A 20,919-nucleotide genomic window follows, 5' to 3' on the forward strand; every position below is an offset into this window, starting at 1 on the left:
GCGGGTCGTGTCACCTTCTCGGCGGATGACTCGTCCCTGGTGCGAACACACTGACTTCAGGGAGCAGACGATGAAGGTCGCAGTTGCGGGTGGAACCGGTCTCACCGGCCGGCACGTGGTCGAGACGCTGACCGCCGTCGGTCATGAGCCGGTGGTGCTGGCCCGGGGGCGGGGCGTCGACCTGCTGACCGGCGCCGGGCTCGACTCGGCGCTGGCCGGGGTGGACGCCATCATCGACGTCAGCAATGTGACGACGATGAAGCGGAAGGTGGCCGTCGGCTTCTTCGAGCAGGCGGGACGCAACCTGTTGGCGGCGGCCGCGCGGGCCGGGGTGCGGCACCACGTCGTGCTGTCGATCGTCGGCATCGACCGGGTCGCGAGCGGCTACTACCAGGGCAAGCTGCGCCAGGAGGCGGTCGTGCGCGACCGCGGGGTGCCGTGGAGCGTGCTGCGGGCGACACAGTTCCACGAGTTCGCCGGGCAGTTGCTCGATCGGTTGCCCGGGCCAATCGCGTTCATGCCGCGGCTGACCGTGCAACCGATCGCGGTCCGTGAGGTCGCCGAGGCGCTGGTGGCATTGGCGGCCGACGAGCCGCGGGGAATGGCGGGGGAACTGGCCGGACCGCGGGTGGAGTCGCTGGTCACGATGGCACGGCGGCTCATCGCCGCGGGCGGTGCGCGGCGGCGGCCGGTGCTGCCGCTCTGGGTGCCCGGGCCGATGGGGCACGGCGGCCTGCTGCCGAGCGGGCCGGGAGCCCGCGGGGTGCGGACCTTCGACCAGTGGCTCGCGGAGGGCGGGCCGGGCAGCGGATTCTGACCGTTCACTCACGAGACGCCGCAGCGGCATCGGTAGCCGTCGACGTCGTCCTAGGGTCCGAGCAGACCTCGAAGGGGTGACGAATGTCCTTGCCGCCTCTGCGCACCGTGCTGGCCGGCGCCATGGGAACCGTTCTGATCGTGACGCTGGCGTCCGCCGTCCCCGCCGTCGCCGGGCGCGGATCCGCCACCGTGCCCCTGGTGGAAGACCCGGCCTCCTACGTGGATCCCTTCGTCGGCACCACCCGCGGTGGTAACACCTGGCCCGGCGCCACCCGGCCCTTCGGCATGATCGCGTGGAGCCCGACCAGCACCACCGGCGACCAGACCAGCACCGGTGCCGCCAACGGCTACGAATACAAGGTCACCAAGGTGCGGGGCTTCAGTCTCACCCACGTCAACGGGGCCGGATGCAACCCGGGCGCGGCCGGCGACGTGCCGATCCTGCCGTTCGTGGGCGACGTCGACACCTCGCCGACCGCCGACACCCGGGACGCCCGATACGCGTCGACGTTCTCGCACGCCAACGAGTCGGCGAGCCCGGGGCGCTACACGGTCGCACTCGATTCGGGCGCGCGGGCCATTCGGGCGCGCGGGCCGACCTCGCGGTGAGCACGCGGGCCGCTGTGGGTGACTTCGCGTTCCCCGTGGGGTCGGCCGCCAACCTGCTGTTTCGCGCGTCGAATTCGCTCAACAGCAGCGAGGACGCCGAGATCTCGATCGACGCCTCCACCCGTACGGTGCACGGATCGGTGTTGACCGGGGGCTTCTGCGGCCGACGTGGCAACGGTGGGGGAGCGTCCAACGCCAACCGCCGCTCCTACTACCGGTTGTACTTCAGCGCGGTGTTCGACCGTGACTTCGCCCGGACCGGCACGTGGAAAGACGCGACCATGTCATGACCGGCGACCCGGCCGCACCGACGCTGGCCACCTACTACGCCATGGGTGTGCGCAACTTCGACGTCCGCGGGGCCCTGGATTCGCTGGTCCGACAGGCGACGGTGCAAAATCCGGACGCGCTGTCGGACGCGCGGTGCCCGGGACAATGCGTGGGGCAGCGGCCGACGCTCGACACCTACCTCGCCCTGAGATACGCGGCCAACGACATATGCCACTGCTGGGGCGGTGCCGCCGAGACGCTGGAGAGATCCCTGGCCGACTTCTCGCTGGCGATGTGGGCGCGGCAGGCCGGCCGCGGCGACCTCTCCCGGCGGTTGCGGCCGCGCGGGGACTACTGGAAGAACACCTTCAACCCGGCGGTCGGCTACCAGGCGGCGCGGCGAGCGGACGGCAGCTGGCAGCCCGGCTCCAGCCCGTCGACGGACATCGGATTCGCGCAAGGGACGAGCGCCACCTACACCTGGATGGTTCCGCAGAACGTGTCCGGCCTGGCCACACTCATGGGCGGCAGGGAAGCGGCGGCGACCCGGCTGGACGGACTCTGCCACGACGAGAACGGAAACTGGCCGGTGCTCGGCGGCAACCTGTTGCGCTACGACCCGACGAACGAGCCGGGAATCCACGCACCGTGGCTCTACAACGGCCTCGGCCAACCCTGGAAAACCCAGGAGACGGTACGCCGAATCGTGGACACCGCCTACGGCGTCGGCCCGGGGAGGCCGTTGCGGGCTATTCCGCGCGCTGCCGCTCGCGGACGGCGACGTCGTGGATCTCGCGGTGGCTGTGCAGGCGCCCGGGAACCCGAGGTCGGGAGGTCGGGGGTGACGGCCTGGGAGGCCGTTGCGGCTTATCCCGCGGGCTGTCACTCACGGACGGCGACGTCGTGGATCTCGCGCTGGCCGAGCAGGCGCCCGCAGAACGCCGCCAGGTGACCTGAGTGGCCCGGTTGCTCCGCGAGGAGTTCGACCTGACGATTTCGGAGGCTCTGGGTGTCGCCGCCGAGGCGGAGGGGCCTGGCGACGACGAACAGAGCCGCGCCTACTTACGGCTCGAGGCGCAGCCGCCGTCGCGCGCTCGCCAGGGTTTGAGCTGGGTCCAACTGCGCATGGCGGCCGGCCGCCCTCCGGGCTCCGACCCGCCCGAACTCGGCGGTGCTGGTCACGGCGGTGCTGGTCACGGCGGCGCTGAGCTTAGCGGTGAGCACGCCCGGTGGCCGCCGCAGTGCCGGACCCACGCAAGATTTCCCTCGACGTCGCCGCGCCGGGCCCGGCTCCCAGTCCGTTGCACGCTCGTGTCGGGGGTGGGGTCGGCGGGCCCCGCCCGCTATCTGCCGCTTCCGCTACCGCCGCTCCGTCGTCCGGTGCCCAAATGCGCGGTGCTCAGGCACTCATCGTTTCACCGGCAACCCGAACGCGGCCATGCCCTGATCCTCGTGCGCCACGAAACCCAGCGCCCGGTAGAAGGGGTGAGAGATCTCGGCCTCCGGCGACTCGGCGGCGTCTGTCGACAGAAGGAAGAACCGGCAGTGTTCGTAGCGTCGCTTCAGTTCCTCGACCAGGGCGCGGCCGATGCCACTGCGCTGCGCGTCAGGATGCACCAATAGATCCTGCAGATAACAGACGGTCTCCCCGTCCGAGACCGTCCTGGCGAGCCCCACCAGGCGGCCGTCGGCGTTCCGAACGGTAAGCACCAGATGCGACCCCGCAAGGCTGCGCACGAGTTTGCCGACGTCCTTCGTGTAGCCATACCAACCGACCGCGTCGTAAAGCCCAAAGGCCTCGTCCGGCTCCAGCGTGCGTTCCTCGGCGATCTGCATGCTCGCCAGGCTACGCAGTATCCACCGCTGGATGCCAAGCTCTTCATGGCCACTGCGACCTGGTCCGGCCGGAACCGCCGCCGACTGGTGGAGGAGGATGGTCAGGGTCGCTCCATCGGAGTCGACCAATCGGAGTATCGAAATGGGTGACACAGCGTTGAGCGGTCTTCCAAAGCGTGATGGGCGTTGAGGCTAGCCATCCACAGTTGAGGAAGTCGTCTCGATGAATCCGGACGAGGCCTTGGTCACCCATGCCGGAATTCATAGACCCCGCCTGGAGCTCACCGGGCCACGCTTCGCGCGAGCCAGCCCCGCCCTCCGCGCGAGCCAGCCCCGCCCTCCGCCCGAGCCAGCCCCGCCCTCCGCCCGAGCCAGCCTTACGCTCCGCCCGAGCCAGCCTTACGCTCCACCCGAGTCAGCCTTACGCTGGAACGCACCCACCGCGAACTCCGCTACTCGTAGCGGCGGGCCGCCGACTGTCGTGCGCGTTGCTGCTGGTCGTCTACGTGACTCGCCCACTGCTGAACCGTGCGCGGACCATGAAGCATGCCAGGCTCGCCGCCGTCGGCATCGGGTGCGGACAGCGGCCCGCCCGCCCCACCCCCGGCCTCAGCATCGGCGGCGAAAGCTCCCGCACCGATCGGCGGCCCGGCCGGAAGCCGCTGCTCACCGTCGCGCGCCGTCCACCGGTTCCAGCCCTCGTGCCCGAACCGGTCGTCCCCATCGCGCGCAAACGGTTCCGCATCATCGCGCACCACCGGGCCAGCACTGTCGGGGATGAACGGACCAGCACCATCCGACGCGAACGAACCCGCACTGCCCGACGCGAACGAACCCGCACTGCCCGACGCGAACGAACCCGCACTGCCCGACGAGAACGAACCCCCACCGCCCGACGAGAACGAACCCCCACCGCCCGACGAGAACGAACCCCCACCGCCCGACGTGGACGGACCGGCGCCTTCTGGCGCAAACGGTCCTGAATCCCCGCGCCCGATCCGGTCCCCGCCATCCTGGGTGAACGCGGCCGCCGCCTCGTCAGGGCCGAACGGCGTCGCGCTGTCTGGGAGGAACCGGTCGGTGCCGACGCGGGTGACATGGCTGGCGCTTGCGGGCGCGAAGCGGCCGGGCGTCCCCGGCGTCCACCGCTCTGCGGGGCGCGGCGCCCACGGGCCGTCGACCGGCTCGCGTTCGGGCGGCGCGGCCGTTTCGGGGTGGGGCGACTGCTCGGCCGCCGCCGCCGAGCGCAGTGGCGGCGTACCGTTGACCTTCGCGATGAGGGATTCGGGAAGCCGCACCGTCTCCGCACCGCGAGTATGGGGCTCGAAGTCGGAACCCCGCGATCCGGGCACCCGGGCGCCGAGGTCCGGACCGCTTCGTGAGCCTGCCCCTGCCGGGCGCACCTGCGGCCTTGTCAACGCCCCCGCCACGGCATCGTTGAGTTTGACCATGATCGCGACGGTCACCGGCAGCACGAGCACACCCCACCAGCTGACGAGCTCCGCCAGCGCCAGCAGGATACCGAGCGCGATCGCTCCCTCGAGGAAGACGAAGCAGAGGAACCCGCTGGGCGCCAGATATTGCAGGCCGAGCATCCGGGCATACAGCGGCTGTTGACGAACCTCGTCGCGCGACAGCCCGGCACGGCGGGACCGGGTCATCGGGCACCTCCGGACTGCCGCGCCTGCGCGACCGCGAAAACGGCCTGCTCCAACGCGTACCCCCGGTCCTCGGCACCGCCCTTGACGGCGGCGTTGCAGTCGGCGGCGGCGCGCATCGCGTCGACCAGGCCCTCCGGCGTCCAGCCGCGGCTGCGTTCCTGGGCCTTCTGGATCTTCCACGCGGGCATGCCGAGCGAACTCGCCAGCTGATAGGGATTGCCGCGCCCGGCGGACGCCACCCGCGCGACCGTGCGCACCCCGTCGGCGATCGCATCCGCGATCGGCACGGGATCGACCCCGACGTGCAGGGCCCAGCGCAACGCCTCCAACGCGCCCGGCACGTCGCCGACCATCGCGGCGTCGGCCACGGCGAACCCGCTCACCTCGGCCCGCCCCTTGTAGTAGCGGGCGACCACCCCCGCACTGATCTTGCCGTCGGTGTCGGCGAGCAACTGGGAGCACGCGGCCGCGATCTCCCGCAGGTCGGTGCCGACGGCCTGCAACAGCGCAGCCGCGGCCGTCTCGTCGCACCGCCCGCCGTGGCGCCGGAATTCATCGCGCACGAACGCGACCCGCTCCCGGTCACCCTTCAGCTTCACGGCGGGCACCACGGTCGCCCCCGCGGACTTCAACCCGTCGGCGAACGCCTTGCCCTTGGCCGCGCCGAGGTGGGCAACGACAAGCGTCACCTCGGGGTCGGGACTCTTCGCGTAGGCCAGGAGAGCGGAAACAAGATCCTTACGGGCGTCCTGCCCGCTGCGCACGACGAGCACCCGCCGCCCACCGAACAACGAGGGGCTGAGCATCTCGGCAACCTCGCCGGCGCTGAGCTGACCCGCCTCATACTCCCGGACGTCGGCGCCGGGATCCTGCTCCCGGGCAGCCTCGACCGTCGCGGTGATGGCACGTGCAGCCAGCAACTCCTCGTCACCGAGAACGAGAACGAGGGGGGCGGGAGGTGCGCTGTTCACGTACAGAATCTTTGCATGTTGGTCCGACACTTCCGCGAGGCTCACTCCTGCGCGCAGCCGTCTGATCATCGAACGCGAAACCAGACATATCGGCAATGCGCCATGCTCACCGACTGCGCAACCGCCTCGATCAGGCGGGACAAGGCGGCCGCAAGCTCAACGTGATCCGACGCACATGTCGACCGATAGCCGGGGGTCAAACCAAACACAAGGCTTAATCCGGGCGTGTCGCGCTTTTTCAAGTACGGACACAGCCACGTCCCGTAGCACCCGGCCCAGCACCTGCCGTCCCGACCTGATCACGCCCGCATCCGGGCGGGATCCGCTGGTCAAGCATTGCCGTCTTGCCCCGCATTGACCCTATAGGCGAGAAGTCGATCGGCGCCCTGAGCGGATCGCCATGCATACCCCCTAGGGGTATCCTGGACCCGGAGGAGGCCCCACTATGACGTTCTTGACTTTCCGTGCCGGACACACGCCCGACCCCGCCACCCACCGCGACACCCACCCCGGTCATGCCATCCCCGGATCGCCGAACAGCCGCCCCGCGACGCAGGACACAACGGCGTCGCGGCCAGAAGGACGACACGTCCCCAGCGCTCCCAGCGCTCCCAGCGCTCCCGGCGCTCCCGGCGCTCCCGGGGCTTCTGGTGCTGCCGGGGCTTCTGGTGCTGCCGGGGCTTCTGGTGCTGCCGGGACCCTTGGCGCTCCGGGCGCTCCGGGGACTCGTGGCGCTCCTAATGGTCTTGGCGCACCTAACTCGCGAGCGTCGTGGCGGACAGCCGCGCAGGCGACCCTGCACTGTCTCACCGGCTGCGCCATCGGAGAAGTACTCGGCATGGTCATCGGCACCGCACTGGGCTGGTCCGCCGGCCCGACGGTGCTCCTGGCGGTAGCACTGGCGTTCATCTTCGGGTATGCGTTGACGATGCGTCCCCTGCTCAGGGCGCGTCTCGGCGTACGCGCCGCAGTGAAGGTCGCCCTCGCCGCGGACACGGTGTCGATCGCTGTGATGGAGCTTCTGGACAACACCGTCATGCTGGCCGTGCCCGGCGCGATGGAGGCAGGCTTGGCGGACGGCTTGTTCTGGGTTTCGCTCGGGTCCTCCCTCGCCGTGGCATTCATACTCACGGTGCCGATCAACCGATGGATGATCTCCCGAGGCAGGGGGCACGCGGTGGTCCATCACTACCATCACCACTGACTCAATGCAGCGTCAGTCGCTGGGCCGCGGGCCCGGACGGTCGGCGGGGTGTGACTGATGGCAGCTTGGCCAGGGACCGGCTGCGCTGGGTAAGGGGCTCGCTCGGCCGCAGGTTGGCAGGGCCGTTCGTGCGGCGGCGGGCTGGACCGCGACCCGGCCGTGCGGCGAGCAGGCGGGCAGCGGGTAGCAGTCACGTGGCAGCGGTAGTCACGTGGCAGCGGCAGTCACGTGGCAGCGGCAGTCACGTGGCAGCGGCAGTCACGTGGCAGCGGCAGTCGCGCGGCAGCGGCAGTCGCGCGGTGGGCGGCAGATGTGCGGCCGCGGCAAGCGCGCGGCGGTGGGCGGCAGTCGCGCGGTGGGCGGCAGATGTGCGGCCGCGGCAAGCGCGCGGCGGTGGGGTGGCAGACGTGCGGCGGGCGGCAGGTGGCAGACGCACGACAGGCGCGAGGCCGGCGGGCGAGCAGCCGGCAGAGCGCGACAACTTCCGGCCGGAGCACGGCAGGCGCGGGCGGCGGCAGGTAAGCAGCCGGCAGGGGCGCGACAAGTCCGGCCGCAGCACGGCGCGACAAGCCCGGCCGGAGCACGGCAGGTGCGGGCGGCGGCAGGTGAGCAGCCGGCAGGGGCGCGACAAGTCCGGCCGCAGCACGGCGCGACAAGCCCGGCCGGAGCACGGCAGGTGCGGGCGGCGGCAGGTGAGCAGCCCAAGGCGCGCGTCCGGCGGCTCGCATGCGGCGACCGAGCAGCCGGCGGCTGGGGCGGCGCGCGCAGGCGGGCACGGCCGCGAAAGGCATCCCCGGAGAGGAACAGGGGAGTAGGCGGCCAGGGAGGTGGTGGCCGGAAAGGCGCCCAGAGATCGAAACTGTCCAGGGGCGTGAGTCCGGATACAACTCAGGCACCGCTGAACCCGAAGGTCCGGCGGTGCCCGGAGATGTGATCTATGACCCGATCACGCTTCAAGGCGCGACCGTGGTAGGTCAGTGATCAGGCAGACAGCGAGGCGACCCGCTTGGCGATGGCCGACTTGCGGTTCGCCGCCTGGTTCTTGTGAATGACGCCCTTGCTCACGGCCTTGTCGAGCTGGCGCGAGGCGTCACGCAGCAGCGCGGTAGCCGTCTCGCTGTTGCCGGCCTCGCTCGCCTCGTTCAGCTTGCGAATCACGGTCTTCAGCGACGACTTGACCGACTTGTTGCGCAGCCGGGCCTTCTCGTTCTGCCGGTTGCGCTTGATCTGGGACTTGATGTTCGCCACGCGACAGCCTTGTCCTGACTAGTTCGGATGATGTACTCGGACGGTGGCGACGACGGCAAGCAGCAGCGCATCACCACACGCGACGAACCAATGTATCAGGCCTGATCGGGCCCGCCCAAATCGAGCCGTCCGCCAAGCCGGTCCGCGCAACGAAACGGTAGCTCGTCGCCGAAGCGGGCCGTAGAGCGGTGGTCGCGACCCTGCCCGACATCGCCGATGTGGCCAGGGTCGACACCGCCTCGGCTGGCGGACCCGAGGCGCGGAGCCGGGCCGGATCCGCCCGCGCCTACCTCGGCCACGCGGCACCCGAATTGCTGCCGCCCGTGGTCGTGCCGACAAGGCCCTCTACGGTCGCGCTGAGAAGGCCGTCTGTGGTCGCGCTGCGAAGGCCGTCTGTGGTCGCGCCGAGAAGGCCGTCCGTGGGCGCGCTGAGAACGCCGTCCGTGGGCGCGCTGAGAACGCCACCCGTGGTCGCGCCGAGAAGGGCTGCCCCGCGTCGTCAGCCGGGACGAAGCGATCCGTCCCGCCTCCGCGCGAGACAGTCCCACGCATAGCTCAGCGAGGCTGCCATCCGCGCCGGGCGGCGAGCCACGCCAGCGCCTGTTCCCCGCTGAACCTCTGGTGCTGCCGGCTGTGCGGTGAGGCGGTGCTCGGCCCGCTGGCCGCCCGGGTCAGCCAGTAGCCGCTCATCGCCGCCAGGGTCCCGTCCACGCCCGCCGCCGGCGCCTCCCACGGCGCGAGCAGGCCATCCGCGTCGAGTCCGCTGGCGTACGCCGTGACCAGCAGGCTCACCGTGTCGAACCAGGGGGCGCCCAGGCATGGCCAGGTCCAGTCGCAGAGCCAGGCTTCCCCGTACCCGTCGATCATGACGTTGTCTATCCGCAGGTCGCCGTGGAGCATGCCAGGCCCGGCGACCAGGGCCGGCAGCCCTTGCTCGAGGTGCGCCAGGTCGTCAAGGCGCTCGCGGACCCACGGGGGTGCTGGTGGGAGTGGGGCCCGCCCGCCGGCGATCTCCGACCACCAGGACAATTCGCCGCTCACGATGTCGCTCAGCCTCGGCAGCCCGGGCGTCGTCGGCAGAGACAACGCGGCGGACGCCGTCTGCCAGGCCCGCAACGCTGCCGCGAGGTCGTCCGGTTTCCACGGCAGTTCGGGTACGCGCCCGTCGAGCGCGTCCAAACACAGCACGTAGTGCCCTTCCGTGGCCATCGCCCACCGGAGCCGTGGTGCCCGTACCTGTGGCGGCAGCGCCGATGTGACGACCGCCTCACGGGCGTACGCATCGGCATCGGGTTGAGTCAGCGGAGCCGCCTTGAGGAACGCGCGTTCGCCGGCCGATGTCTCGACAACGGCCGCGAAAGCCCTGGTGAAGCCCCCGCCTGCGGTGGTCGAGGCGGTCACCCGGGCGCCGAGCCGCGCTTCGATCGCATCCCGCAGGGTCAACGGCAAATCCCCCCAATGCGGACGTACGGCCGTAGCACCGTAAGCGACCTCGGGCAGCGATATCGGACGCATGCCCCCATCCTGCCTCCCCGCTTTTGTCGTACCCGGCTGGCAGGCTGTCGCCCATGAGAACGGACGACTTCTGGGCGGTCATCGACCGGGCCACCGCCGACCGGCCGGGTTCGCCCGACGAGGTGGCGAAGCGGGCGGTCGCCGACCTGACCGGGCGCGATCCCGCCGAGATCGTGGCGTGGGGCCGGCACCTCGACAAGGTGATGGCCGCCTCCGGCAAGGAGGATCTGTGGGCTGCGGCCTACCTGATCAACGGCGGCTGCTCGGACGACGGTTTCGACCACTTTCGGGGTTGGCTGATCGCCAACGGCCGGGAGGTCCTGGCCCGAGCCGTCCGCGACCCCGACTCCCTCGCCGACCTACCCGCCGTCCGCGCCGCTGCCTCGACCGGCGCGGTGTTCGAGGCGGAGGAAATCCTGACGATCGCCCAGGTGGCCCACCGCGAGGCGACGGGCGACGAGCTGCCGCCCGGCGAGGCCGCCCCAACCCGCCCTGACGCGTCGATGCTCTGGGATTTCGACGACGAGGAGGAGATGCAGCGTCGCCTGCCACGCTTGTCATCCCTCTTCCTCGAGCCGCCGGAATAGGCACGCGGCCACGGACACGCCCGCCGTCCATGGTGGGCAACGGTGAGGATTCGCATCGAGGACGGATGTGTGAATTGAACAGACCGAAGCCATGAGCGTGCCTCAGCATGACGTCGCACGGTGGCCGCCAGCCGCAGCACGGCACGCTCCGCCGACACGGTCGTCTGCGACCGCGCCGGATCCACGGCCGGCTGCCCGGCCCGCGCCGCCTCCGCGGGGCAGGGTCGTGGCCGTGAGTCGTAACGACGCCTATTCCTTCAGCAAGCCCCAGCACGAGGCGATCGAGCTGGTCGCCGGCCTCGGCGTCCGCGGTGACGTGCACGCCGGCGTCACGGTTCGGCACCGAAGCAGGGTCGCCGCCGATCCGACCCAGCCCAACCTGCGGCAGGTGCACCTGATCCACGCCGAGCTGCACGAACAGGTGCGCGACCTTGGTTACGACGTCCCGCCGGGCGGACTGGGGGAGAACGTAACCACCGCGGGCATCGATCTGCTCGCGCTCCCATGTGGAACGATCCTCCGCTTCGGGCCCCCCGTCCCGGAGTCGCCGTCGGACGCGGCGAATGAAAGCGACGAGACGCCAAACGCGGTGGATCGCGACGTCCCGGCGAGCGACATCGTGGCGGCGAGCGGCGATGCGCCGATGGGTGGTGGCTCGACCGGCGGCGGTGCCCTGGTGGGTGGTGGCTTGGTCGACGGCGGCGGTGCCCCGGTGGGTGGTGGCTCGGCCGACGATGGCGGCGCGCCGGTGAGTGGTGGCTTGGTCGACGGTGGTGGCGCGCCGGTGGGTAGTGGCCTGGTCGGCGAGGGCGGTGCGCCGACGGGTGGTGGGTTGGTCGACGGCGGTAGCGCGACCCACGGTGGTGGCTCGGCGGTCGGTGGTGGCTCGGCGGTCGGTGGTGGCGCGACCCACGGTGGTGGCGTGGCGGTCGGTGGTAGCGCGGCGGTCGGTGGTAGCCCGGCCGACGTTGTTGTTGCCGCTCGGAGGGCGTCGCTCGACGGCTCTGGCGAGGATGTTGTCGCGGTGCTGGCGGCCGTCGTCGCGGCTGAGGAGGCTCGGGGTGGCAGGGGGGATTTGCGGCCCGCTGTTGTGGTGACCGGGCTGCGTAATCCCTGCCAGCAGATCAATCGGTTCCGGAGTGGGCTGCTCAGGCAGGTGCTGGGCAAGGATGCCGAGGGGAATGTCGTGCGCAAGGCCGGCGTGATGGCCGTTGTGCTGCGCGGCGGGACGATTCGGCCCGGTGACGACATTGCCGTCGAGTTGCCGGCGGTGGGGCCGCGTCGGGCGCTGGATCGGGTGTGAGACGGCCGTGGCGGGGTGGGTTTCGGGGTCTTACGAGGCGGGGGAGGATCGGGTCTTGTCCGGGGTGGGTTCGGGACGTGGGACGATAGGAGGGCCGGACCTCGTGCCGGTTGCCAGTCGGCAGATCTGACCTGCGTGAGAAGAACGGACGAACGTGCCTGGACCGCTCGACCCCGGCGTGAACATCATCGGAGCGACCGATCCAGGTCGTATCCGCAACTTCTGCATCATCGCTCACATCGACCACGGCAAGTCGACCTTGGCCGACCGGATGCTGCAGATCACCGGCGTGGTCGACCCGCGGCAGATGCGGGCTCAGTATCTCGACCGCATGGACATCGAGCGTGAGCGTGGCATCACGATCAAGAGCCAGGCCGTGCGCATGCCCTGGGTCGTTCGCGAGGGTGAGCAGACGGGTGAGTCCGCCGTCCTCAACATGATCGACACTCCCGGGCACGTCGACTTCACCTACGAGGTGTCCCGCAGCCTTGCCGCCTGTGAAGGGGCGGTTCTCCTGGTCGACGCCGCGCAGGGGATCGAGGCGCAGACCCTGGCCAACCTGTATCTGGCCATGGAGAACGATCTGCACATCATCCCCGTACTGAACAAGATCGATCTTCCCGCCGCCCAGCCGGAGAAGTATGGCGAGGAGCTCGCCAAGCTCATCGGGTGTGAGCCCAGTGACGTGCTGCGGGTCTCCGGCAAGACGGGCGAGGGGGTCGGGCACCTGCTCGACGAGATCGTCCGGCAGTTCCAGCCGCCGGTCGGTGACGCGGCGGGGCCCGCCCGGGCGATGATCTTCGACTCCGTGTACGACGTGTACCGCGGCGTCGTCACCTATGTGCGGGTCATCGACGGGCGGATCGAGGCTCGCGACCGGATCAAGATGATGTCGACCGGGGCCGTACACGAGCTTCTCGAGATCGGGGTCGTCTCTCCCGAGATGGAGAAGGCCGGCGCGCTCGGGGTCGGCGAGGTCGGCTACCTGATCACCGGTGTGAAGGACGTGCGGCAGTCCCGGGTCGGCGACACCGTCACCGGCAACGCGCGTCCCGCCCAGGAGGCGCTCGGCGGCTACAAGGACCCGCGCCCGATGGTGTACTCAGGGCTGTATCCGATCGACGGCTCCGACTACCCGGCGCTGCGTGACGCGCTCGACAAGCTCAAGCTCAACGACGCCGCGCTCACCTACGAGCCGGAGACGTCCGCGGCGCTCGGCTTCGGGTTCCGGTGCGGCTTCCTTGGCCTGCTGCACCTGGAGATCATCGGTGAGCGGCTGGAGCGGGAGTTCAACCTCGACCTGATCTCCACCGCGCCGAACGTGGTCTATCAGGTGATCACCGAGGACATGCAGGAATTCGTCGTCACCAACCCCAGCGAATTCCCGACCGGCAAGATCGCCGAGATCCACGAGCCGGTGGTCCGGGCGACGGTGCTGGTGCCCAACGAGTACGTGGGCGCGGTCATGGAGCTGTGCCAGAGCCGCCGCGGCAGCCTCCTCGGCATGGAGTACCTCTCCTCCGAGCGGGTCGAACTGCGCTACACCCTGCCGCTCGCGGAGATCATTTTTGACTTCTTCGACCAGCTCAAGAGCAAGACCAAGGGGTACGCGTCACTCGACTACGAACCCTCCGGCGAGCAGGTGGCCGACCTGGTGAAGGTCGACATCCTCCTGCACGGCGAGCCGGTCGACGCGTTCAGCGCGATCGTGCACAAGGACAAGGCCTACAACTACGGCGTCACGATCGCCTCCAAGCTGCAGAAGCTGATCCCGCGCCAGCAGTTCGAGGTGCCGATCCAGGCGGCCATCGGCAGCCGGATCATCGCCCGCGAAACGATCCGCGCCATCCGCAAGGACGTGCTCGCCAAGTGCTACGGCGGTGACATCAGCCGTAAGCGCAAGCTGCTCGAGAAGCAGAAGGAAGGCAAGAAGCGGATGAAGATGGTCGGCCGGGTCGAGGTGCCGCAGGAGGCCTTCATCGCCGCGCTCTCCACCTCAGACGGCCCCGACACCAAGGGCGCCGCCAAGAAGTAGCCCCCGCCCCCAGCGGCGCCCCGCAAAAATGGGGGTGCCGCGTTGAGGCATGCCCCCGACCGGGTGGTGGCGCGGTAGTGGCTGGTGGCGCGGCAGCAGCTTGCGAGCGTCGGCTGAGCCGCGCGGGCCTGTGGTGCGAGCGTCGGCTGAGCCGCGCGGGCCTGTGGTGCGAGCGTCGGCTGAGCCGCGCGGCAAGCAGTGGTTGAGCCCCAGGGCAGGCGGCGGGAGCAGTGGCTGAGCCGCGTGGCTGGTGGTGCGGGCGGTGGCTGAGCCCTGCGGGCTGGTGGGTTGGCAGCGGCAGCAGGTGCGAGGTGGCGTCGCGGGAGGTGGCACTGAGTGGCCGGATGGCCGGATGGGTTCTGGCAGGAAGGCCGGTGCAGTCTCTTCGGGTCCTGTGGACGGTGTTGTCAGTGGGTTGTGTGGGGTTCCCGGGCGATGGAATTACGGCGGGTGGCCAGGAATCGGTAACAGAGCGAATGAAGGGCGCGACCTGCGCCGATGACCTCTTCGGGGGATTGCGGGCGGCGGGCGGCTGAGAGCTTCCTGGCAATTCGCGGTTTGATTTTTCGGGTGCTCGGGAACTCTGCGGTTCGACGGACGCAACGAATGTTCCACCCCCCGAGGAGGTACTCCCAATGACTGTCACCGGCATCATCACCGCGCTCATCGTCGGTCTCATTATCGGCGCCCTGGGTCGCCTGGTCGTACCCGGCAAGCAGAACATTCCGATCTGGCTCACGATGGTTATCGGTGTCGTGGCCGCGCTGCTGGGCACCGTGCTCGCCCGCGCCGTGGGTGTCGACCGGACCGCTGGGGTCGACTGGACTGAGCTGCTGTTCCAGGTCGTTCTGGCCGCGCTGGGTGTGGCGCTGGTCGTCGGCATCGGCGGTCGCCGCGGTGTCAGCCGCCGCTAACCTCAGGCCCCTCGGGGGCTTGTAGGAACCGCACTGCCAAGAGACGCCGGGCCCGAAGGGGCCCGGCGTTTCGCATGCCCGACCCGCCACGGGCGCTGGAGAGGGCCAAGGCAGGTCAGCCCCCACGGCCGGAGAAGAGGGTCAGGCAGGTTGCCCCCACGGCCGGAGAAGAGGGTCAGGCAGGTTGCCGCTACGGCCGGAGGAGAGGGTCAGGCAGGTTGCCCCCACGGCCGGAGAAGAGGGTCAGGCAGGTTGCCGCTACGGCCGGAGGAGAGGGTCAAGGTGGGTCGCCACCACGGCCGGAGGGGCGGGTGTGGCAGGTCAGCCCGGCGCGCCCGTAACGGTCTGGACCAGAGTCCTGGGTCGGGTGTGTGCCACGGGACTGGGGTGTGCCCGTATCTGAAAAAAGATCTTCAGTAGCGGAACTTGTGCTGGGCGCTGCGGCGGTTGACCCAGGCCGGGAGGGCGTCGATGTGCCCGAGGTGGGGGATCTGCTCGACCGGGTCGTGGGCCTGTGTCACGTCGCGCATTGTGACGACGCAGCCTTGGACGAGGCGGTCGCCGCGCAGGTCGCGGTAGGTTGCTTCGACCAGGATCTGGGTGTCGTCCGGGCGGCGTAGGGCGCAGTAGAGGACTCCGTCGCCGTCCTCGCGCAGGGCGCGGCGGACGTGGCTGGTGTCGTCCGGGTGGACCAGGTCCAGGAGGGTGGCGAAGGGCGGGAGTTCCTCGGTGCCCAGCAGTTCGTGGAGGGCGGGGCTGGCGTAGCGGATCACCTGGTCGTCGTCGACGACGAGCATGATGTCCGCGGTGTTGCGGATGACCGCGCGCAGGTAGAGGTCGCTGTCGCGGCGGCCGACCGCGTCGACCAGGCAGATGCGGTCCAGGGCGAGGGCGGCCTGGCCGGCGAGGACTTCGAGGGCGTCGCGGCTGGCGGTCAGGGTGTCGCGGTTGCCTTCGAGGACGAGGGCGCCGCCGTTGGGGCGGGCCACGGCCAGCGGTTCCAGCCAGAGTGGGCACACGAGTGTGGCCTCGCCCACGGGGTCTGTGTCGGTGCCCGGTGGGGTGGTGGGGCGGGTCGGGCTGAGCCACCAGCTGCGTGGGCGGGGGCCGTTCGCGGCCGGGGGCAGGGCGGCGAGGGTGAGTTGGCGGTCGTCGGTGGCGAACACGACGCGGGTCAGGTCGTTCGCGAACAGGAGTTGGGACACGGCGCCGCGGACCGCCCGGTCGACGGCGGCTTCGTCCGCCGCGGCGACCAGGGCCGCGCTGGCCTCGCGGAGGGCTCGTTCGCGCAGGAGGGCCTGGCTGTTGAGCGTGACCGAGTCGGCGAGGCGGGTGATCGTCAGCACCAGGGTGATGGCGGCCGTGACCGCGATGACGACGCCGTCGGTGACCGTGCCTGACGCCGCTTCGACCAGCAGGACCAGCGGGGGTGTGGCGACTGACACACCCAGCAGGGCGGCCCAGCGGCCCTGCCACGGGGCCGGGCGTGTCGGGATGGGGTTGGTCAGGCGGACCATCGAGGGGTGCAGGGCGGCGGCGCCCCAGGCGAGGTAGAGGACCATGTAGCCGATCTCGCTGTACCAGGCCGGGTGCAGGCCGTACGCGAGGTCGCTGGCGAGCAAGCCGACCGCGCCCGTGCAGAGCAGCAGCGCCGACCAGTTGAACCAGGCAGCCGCCGCCAGCCGGACGGTGACGCCGATGAGGAGCAGGGAGCCGATGACGTCGGTCGACGAGAGGGCGGCGAGCCGGCCGCTGTCGCCGATGAGGAAGACCCATCCCACCAGCAGGGCCGCGCAGGCGGCCGCGAGCAGGTCGATGAGCCGGGCACGGCTCATGAGCAGGGCGCCTCTGCGGGTGAACTGCAGCAGCGCCAGCGCCACGAAGACGAACATCGTCAGGTAGCAGGTTGCCGCGGCGTCGTAGGCGCCCAGCGCGTAGCAGGCGTCACCAGCGGAAATGCAGACGATCGAGGCAGCGAGCAGGAGCCAGGGTGCGAGGCGGGCCGGCCGGTGGCGGCTCAGCCCGACGGCGAAGGCTCCGACGCTCGCGGCTCCGAACAGGATCCATTCCAGGGCTTGGAGCACCAATAACTAGTACCAGCACGGTCGCTGTCTGTCCATGTCGATATATACGCAGCGCTATGACCGAGGAAGCGTTGCGCGACCGGCGTGAACCCGCGTGAATGCGCGTGAATGCGCGGACGCATCGAGAATCGGCGCAGGTCAGTGAAATACCTCGGCCACGACAGTGCCGTTGCCGACCCGGCGGTCGCCGGTTACGGGCTGCCACTTTCCGTCCGGTGCGGTCCACTCGCGATCGGCGAAACGTACCCGTTCGAGGCCGGTGGATTCGGCGTGCGACACCAACCAGTGCGCGTACTGCCATCCCGCACTCGGGTCCTTGACGGCGACGGTGAGGTCCGCGGCGTTCGGGGCCTCGACTCCCCAGTCGAGGGCGAAACCCTGCGCCAGGGCCGTCGCCGCGGCCGCGCCCCGCAGGGTGGGTTTGCCGCTGACCGCGCACTCCACCGCGCCGGTGGCCCGACCGGTGAGCGCCTTGGCGAGCACCTCGGACTCGTCGGCCCATTTCTCGTACGCGTTCGGGTACGCCGAGCGCTGCACCTTCTGCGCCGCGTCCGTGACCCGCATCTTCTTCCAGCCCTTGACCTTCTTGAGCGCGGAATAGAACTTGTCCGCCGCGTAGCGGGGGTCCTGGATCTTCTCCGGGGTGCCCCATCCCTGGCTGGGCCGCTGCTGGAAGAGGCCGACCGAGTCGCGGTCGCCGGTGTCCAGATTCTCCAGCTTGGACTCCTGGAACGCGGTGGCCAGCGCGACCACGACGGCGCGTTCGGGCATTTTGCGCCGCATGCCGACCGCCGAGATCGTGGCCGCGTTGGCCATCTGGACCGAGTCGAGAGTGACCTCACCGTCGGCTCGGACCGTGCACTCCGGTCCGAGCCGCGGCAGCTTGAGGCCGCCGGTGAAGGACTTGCTGACGAAGAACAACCCGAGGGCGGCGACGAGCACGACCACCGCGGTAATCGCGATCGGCTTCCGCTTCACCGCAGCCTCCCCCTTGTCGTCGGACGACAAGCGTAGACAACGATCGCGCGTGGTTTACGTGACCGGTACCCAGCTCGCCGGGCGCTTCTCCCGGAAGGCCGTCACGCCCTCGCGTCCCTCGTCCGACTTGAAGTATGCCGCCGAGCGCTCGGAGAGCTCCGCGAGATCGGCGCGGATGGACCCGCCCGGTGACCGGCGCAACAGCTGCTTGGTGCCGGCCAGCGCGAGGGGGCCGCCCTTGACCAGGGCGTCGCAGTACGCGCCCACGGCGGCGTCCAGCCCGTCGGCCTCGACCGCGGCGGTGACCAGGCCGATCTGCTCCGCCCGGGCGCCGTCGAACACGTTGCCGGTCAGGTAGAGCTCCGCGGCGGCCCGGGGAGCCAGCCGGGGCAGCACGGTGGCGCTGATCACAGAAGGGATCACGCCGAGCCGCACCTCGGAGAAGGCGAACGTGGTCTCGCGGGTGCAGACGGCGATGTCGGCCGCGGCGACCAGGCCGAGCCCGCCGGCGCGGGCCGGCCCGCCGATCCTGGCCACCACGGGCTTGGGGAACTCCCAGATGGCCGCCAGCACGTCGGCCAGCAGTTCGGCGGGGACCCGGCCGTTCTCCCGCGCCTCGGCGGTCTCCTTCAGATCGGCCCCGGAGCAGAACACCGGGCCGGTATGGGAGATCACCACCGCCCGGACGGCGGCGTCGGTCAGCGCGGCGCTGAGGCCGCTGAGCAGTTCGGTCATGAGCTGGGAGGACAGCGCGTTGCGGTTCGAGGGGCTGTCCAGCGTCAGGGTGGCAACCCCGGCGTCGGTGACGGTACGGACCAGAGCCATGACCGAACCCTAACGGTGCCCGTGCACACTTGGCAGATGCCTGGTCCCCTGCCCGACGGCGAGCCCGTGCCGGCTGACGGTTCGCTGCCCGCCTCGGCGTTGCGCGAGGCCGGCCGCGGCGGCTTCGGCGTGTACGTCCACGTGCCGTTCTGCGCGAGCCGCTGCGGCTACTGCGACTTCAACACGTACACGGCGAGCGAGCTGGGTGGCGGGGCGAGCCGCGACGAGTACGCGGACACGGTGCTGCGCGAGCTCGCGCTCGCCGGCGGGATCCTGCGGGCGCGGGTCGACACGGTCTTCGTCGGCGGCGGCACGCCCACCCTGCTCGACCCGGGCGACCTGGGCCGGATCCTGGAGGGCATCGACCGCACCTGGGGCCTGGCCGCGGACGCGGAGATCACCACCGAGGCCAACCCCGAGTCGGTGACCCCGGCCTCGTTGCAGGCGCTGCGCAAGGCCGGATACAACCGCATCTCGCTGGGCATGCAGTCGGCCTCGCCCGGCGTGCTCGCGATTCTCGACCGCCGGCACACCGCCGGGCGGGCGCCCCAGGCCGCGGTGGAGGCCCGGGAAGCCGGGTTCGACCACGTCAACCTGGACCTGATCTACGGGACGCCCGGGGAGACCGCGGACGACTTCGCCGCCTCGCTCGACGCCGCGATCGCGGCCGGGGTCGACCATGTCAGCGCGTACTCGCTGATCGTCGAGGACGGCACGCGGATAGCCGGCCGGATGCGCCGCGGCGAACTGCCGTACCCGGAGGACGACGTCGCGGCCGATCGCTACCTGGCCGCCGAGCGGGCCCTCGCGGCGGCGGGATTCTCCTGGTACGAGGTCTCCAACTGGGCCACGTCGGAGGCGGCGCGGTGCCGGCACAACCGCCTGTACTGGACCGGCGGCGACTGGTGGGGCCTCGGGCCGGGCGCGCACAGCCACGTCGGCGGGGTGCGGTGGTGGAACGTCAAGCACCCTTCCGCGTACGCGAAGCGGCTGGCCGACGGGGTCTCGCCGGGACTGGGCCGGGAGGTGCTCAGCGGCGAGGACCGCCGGATGGAGGAGGTCATGCTGCGGCTGAGGCTGGCCGACGGGCTGCCGCTCGGCCTGGCCCGCCAGGACGGCGCCCGGCGGGCCCTGGAAAACGGACTTCTCGAACCGATCGCGTACGGGGAAGGCAGGGCGGTTCTGACCCTGCGTGGCCGTCTGCTGGCCGACGCGGTAGTTCGCGACCTCGTGTGACCTGGGCGGCGCCGCCGAGTGCCGACGCCGCCCCACGCGCTACTTGATCAACGACATCGACATCGGATATTTGTACGGCGTGCCCTCGTTCGCCTTCATGCCGGCGATGAGGGAGAACACGACGACAACCACCCATGCGGCCAACGGCAGGAAGAAGAGCAGACCCGCCGAACACACCGCGAGGATGCTGGACGCGATGGTGGCAATCGCCCAGGTGATCTGGAAGTTGAGTGCGTCGACAGCGTGCGCACGGACCGTCGGTGACACGTTGCCCCGGGCCAGGAGCGCTACCAGCGGAGCGATGAAGCCGACGACGATGCCGCCGAAGTGCGCGAGCAGGATCCAGGTCTTGTCGTCGCCACCGGGCTGGCCGTAGCCCTTCGACGGGTAGCCGGGCTGCTGGCCGTACGCGCCGGGAGCGCCATACGGGGAGCCGGAGCCGGGCGGGGGTCCGTATCCGCCCGCGCCGGAACTCGGCGGCGGGCCGTACCCGCCGGCGCCGGAGGTGGGCGGCGGGGCGCCATAGGGCGGGGGCTGGGGAGCTCCGTAGGACGGAGGCTGGGGGGATCCGTAGGCCGGGGGCGGCGGCGGGGCCGAGCCCTGGCTGCCCGGATACTGGTGGAAAGGCGCGGTGGGGTCCGAGGGATTTCCCTCACCGGGCGGGCGCGGCGGTTCAGTCATGGCCCACACGGTAGGACCGCGGGCCGATCGTGGCGAGGGCAACACCCGGCCCAGGTCGAAGAATAGACACTCGGCTAAGTAGCCTCTGCATCATCGGTCGATCATCGCGCGGCGACCGGGGGCGTCGTAGACTGGCACTCGAC

Annotated in this window: 18 protein-coding genes and 1 pseudogene; 10 read left to right on the forward strand and 9 right to left on the reverse strand. The window is 70.6% G+C overall.

All coding sequences use genetic code 11. The features are described from left to right. Positions 1 to 70 precede the first annotated feature (70 nt). The 4 genes from AB0M36_RS32900 to AB0M36_RS32915 all read left to right on the forward strand — a co-directional run bounded on the left by AB0M36_RS32900 (position 71) and on the right by AB0M36_RS32915 (position 2,650). A complete protein-coding gene (locus AB0M36_RS32900; RefSeq protein WP_364165695.1) occupies positions 71 to 817 on the forward strand; it encodes an NAD(P)H-binding protein in 747 nt (248 codons plus the stop codon). Positions 818 to 900: 83 nt separating this feature from the next. After that, positions 901 to 1,428: a hypothetical protein gene (locus AB0M36_RS32905; RefSeq protein ID WP_364165698.1), complete on the forward strand. Its 528-nt coding sequence runs from the start codon at positions 901 to 903 to the stop codon at positions 1,426 to 1,428. A 14-nt stretch (positions 1,429 to 1,442) separates the two neighbouring features. Beyond that, the gene (locus AB0M36_RS32910) at positions 1,443 to 1,718 is read left to right on the forward strand and encodes a hypothetical protein (RefSeq protein WP_364165701.1); all 276 of its coding nucleotides are present in this window, start codon (positions 1,443 to 1,445) and stop codon (positions 1,716 to 1,718) included. Next, positions 1,694 to 2,650, forward strand: a complete 957-nt coding sequence (locus tag AB0M36_RS32915) for a glycoside hydrolase domain-containing protein (protein ID WP_364165704.1) — start codon at positions 1,694 to 1,696, stop codon at positions 2,648 to 2,650. The genes AB0M36_RS32910 and AB0M36_RS32915 overlap by 25 nt, the downstream gene beginning before the upstream one ends. A gap of 455 nt (positions 2,651 to 3,105) precedes the next feature. Here the strand turns inward: AB0M36_RS32915 and AB0M36_RS32920 are convergent, their stop codons facing one another. From AB0M36_RS32920 to holA, 3 genes and pseudogenes are all read right to left on the reverse strand, one after another. Then, positions 3,106 to 3,534: a GNAT family N-acetyltransferase gene (locus AB0M36_RS32920; RefSeq protein ID WP_364165707.1), complete on the reverse strand. Its 429-nt coding sequence runs from the start codon at positions 3,532 to 3,534 to the stop codon at positions 3,106 to 3,108. 1,424 nt (positions 3,535 to 4,958) lie between these two features. Beyond that, positions 4,959 to 5,195, reverse strand: a pseudogene (locus AB0M36_RS32925) (hypothetical protein); the annotation flags it as partial. Then, positions 5,192 to 6,166 (reverse strand): DNA polymerase III subunit delta, encoded by a 975-nt coding sequence (gene holA / locus AB0M36_RS32930; RefSeq protein WP_364165710.1) that lies wholly within the window; start codon positions 6,164 to 6,166, stop codon positions 5,192 to 5,194. The pseudogene AB0M36_RS32925 and the gene holA, both read right to left, overlap by 4 nt. A 445-nt stretch (positions 6,167 to 6,611) precedes the next feature. On the opposite strand from holA, the gene AB0M36_RS32935 reads away from it, so the two are divergent. After that, complete coding sequence (locus tag AB0M36_RS32935; protein ID WP_364165712.1) at positions 6,612 to 7,370, forward strand: DUF4396 domain-containing protein; 759 nt, start codon at positions 6,612 to 6,614, stop codon at positions 7,368 to 7,370. A 981-nt stretch (positions 7,371 to 8,351) separates the two neighbouring features. Here the strand turns inward: AB0M36_RS32935 and rpsT are convergent. Then, a complete protein-coding gene (gene rpsT, locus AB0M36_RS32940; protein ID WP_106129403.1) occupies positions 8,352 to 8,618 on the reverse strand; it encodes a 30S ribosomal protein S20 in 267 nt (88 codons plus the stop codon). Positions 8,619 to 9,173: 555 nt separating this feature from the next. Further along, on the reverse strand, positions 9,174 to 10,061 hold the full coding sequence (locus AB0M36_RS32945; protein ID WP_364165716.1) for a phosphotransferase: 888 nt from the start codon (positions 10,059 to 10,061) through the stop codon (positions 9,174 to 9,176). 125 nt (positions 10,062 to 10,186) lie between these two features. On the opposite strand from AB0M36_RS32945, the gene AB0M36_RS32950 reads away from it, so the two are divergent. The 4 genes from AB0M36_RS32950 to AB0M36_RS32965 all read left to right on the forward strand — a co-directional run bounded on the left by AB0M36_RS32950 (position 10,187) and on the right by AB0M36_RS32965 (position 14,972). Then, positions 10,187 to 10,720 (forward strand): DUF4240 domain-containing protein, encoded by a 534-nt coding sequence (locus tag AB0M36_RS32950; protein ID WP_364165719.1) that lies wholly within the window; start codon positions 10,187 to 10,189, stop codon positions 10,718 to 10,720. Positions 10,721 to 10,952: 232 nt separating this feature from the next. Next, entirely contained in the window at positions 10,953 to 12,023 is a 1,071-nt protein-coding gene (locus AB0M36_RS32955) for a transcription elongation factor (RefSeq protein WP_364165722.1), read from the forward strand. A 154-nt stretch (positions 12,024 to 12,177) separates the two neighbouring features. Continuing rightward, entirely contained in the window at positions 12,178 to 14,058 is a 1,881-nt protein-coding gene (gene lepA, locus AB0M36_RS32960) for a translation elongation factor 4 (RefSeq protein WP_364165725.1), read from the forward strand. A gap of 635 nt (positions 14,059 to 14,693) precedes the next feature. After that, positions 14,694 to 14,972, forward strand: coding sequence for a GlsB/YeaQ/YmgE family stress response membrane protein (locus AB0M36_RS32965; RefSeq protein WP_364165728.1), 279 nt, complete (start codon positions 14,694 to 14,696; stop codon positions 14,970 to 14,972). 413 nt (positions 14,973 to 15,385) lie between these two features. Here AB0M36_RS32965 and AB0M36_RS32970 read toward each other — a convergent pair whose 3' ends face one another. From AB0M36_RS32970 to AB0M36_RS32980, 3 genes are all read right to left on the reverse strand, one after another. Beyond that, on the reverse strand, positions 15,386 to 17,056 hold the full coding sequence (locus AB0M36_RS32970; protein WP_364165731.1) for a PAS domain S-box protein: 1,671 nt from the start codon (positions 17,054 to 17,056) through the stop codon (positions 15,386 to 15,388). A gap of 138 nt (positions 17,057 to 17,194) precedes the next feature. Then, positions 17,195 to 18,034, reverse strand: a complete 840-nt coding sequence (locus tag AB0M36_RS32975) for a hypothetical protein (RefSeq protein WP_364165734.1) — start codon at positions 18,032 to 18,034, stop codon at positions 17,195 to 17,197. Between the two features lie 54 nt (positions 18,035 to 18,088). Continuing rightward, positions 18,089 to 18,859, reverse strand: coding sequence for an enoyl-CoA hydratase-related protein (locus tag AB0M36_RS32980; RefSeq protein WP_364165737.1), 771 nt, complete (start codon positions 18,857 to 18,859; stop codon positions 18,089 to 18,091). A gap of 36 nt (positions 18,860 to 18,895) precedes the next feature. Here AB0M36_RS32980 and hemW point away from each other — a divergent pair, with 36 nt between their 5' ends. Next, positions 18,896 to 20,095 (forward strand): radical SAM family heme chaperone HemW, encoded by a 1,200-nt coding sequence (hemW, locus tag AB0M36_RS32985; RefSeq protein ID WP_364165740.1) that lies wholly within the window; start codon positions 18,896 to 18,898, stop codon positions 20,093 to 20,095. 39 nt (positions 20,096 to 20,134) lie between these two features. Here the strand turns inward: hemW and AB0M36_RS32990 are convergent, their stop codons facing one another. Continuing rightward, complete coding sequence (locus AB0M36_RS32990) at positions 20,135 to 20,776, reverse strand: DUF4870 domain-containing protein (protein WP_364165743.1); 642 nt, start codon at positions 20,774 to 20,776, stop codon at positions 20,135 to 20,137. Between the last annotated feature and the right edge of the window lie 143 nt (positions 20,777 to 20,919).

The sequence above is a fragment of the Actinoplanes sp. NPDC051346 genome (assembly GCF_040682215.1).
GTDB lineage: Bacteria > Actinomycetota > Actinomycetes > Mycobacteriales > Micromonosporaceae > Actinoplanes.

What these genes read in the sequence shown, in the direction of transcription:
- AB0M36_RS32900 (WP_364165695.1), top strand. Translation starts at nt 71, where the DNA reads ATGAAGGTCGCAGTTGCGGGTGGAACCGGTCTCACCGGCCGGCACGTG.
- AB0M36_RS32990 (WP_364165743.1), bottom strand. Translation starts at nt 20,776, where the DNA reads ATGACTGAACCGCCGCGCCCGCCCGGTGAGGGAAATCCCTCGGACCCC.
- AB0M36_RS32935 (WP_364165712.1), top strand. Translation starts at nt 6,612, where the DNA reads ATGACGTTCTTGACTTTCCGTGCCGGACACACGCCCGACCCCGCCACC.
- AB0M36_RS32950 (WP_364165719.1), top strand. Translation starts at nt 10,187, where the DNA reads ATGAGAACGGACGACTTCTGGGCGGTCATCGACCGGGCCACCGCCGAC.
- hemW (WP_364165740.1), top strand. Translation starts at nt 18,896, where the DNA reads ATGCCTGGTCCCCTGCCCGACGGCGAGCCCGTGCCGGCTGACGGTTCG.
- AB0M36_RS32905 (WP_364165698.1), top strand. Translation starts at nt 901, where the DNA reads ATGTCCTTGCCGCCTCTGCGCACCGTGCTGGCCGGCGCCATGGGAACC.
- AB0M36_RS32965 (WP_364165728.1), top strand. Translation starts at nt 14,694, where the DNA reads ATGACTGTCACCGGCATCATCACCGCGCTCATCGTCGGTCTCATTATC.
- AB0M36_RS32980 (WP_364165737.1), bottom strand. Translation starts at nt 18,859, where the DNA reads ATGGCTCTGGTCCGTACCGTCACCGACGCCGGGGTTGCCACCCTGACG.
- AB0M36_RS32920 (WP_364165707.1), bottom strand. Translation starts at nt 3,534, where the DNA reads ATGCAGATCGCCGAGGAACGCACGCTGGAGCCGGACGAGGCCTTTGGG.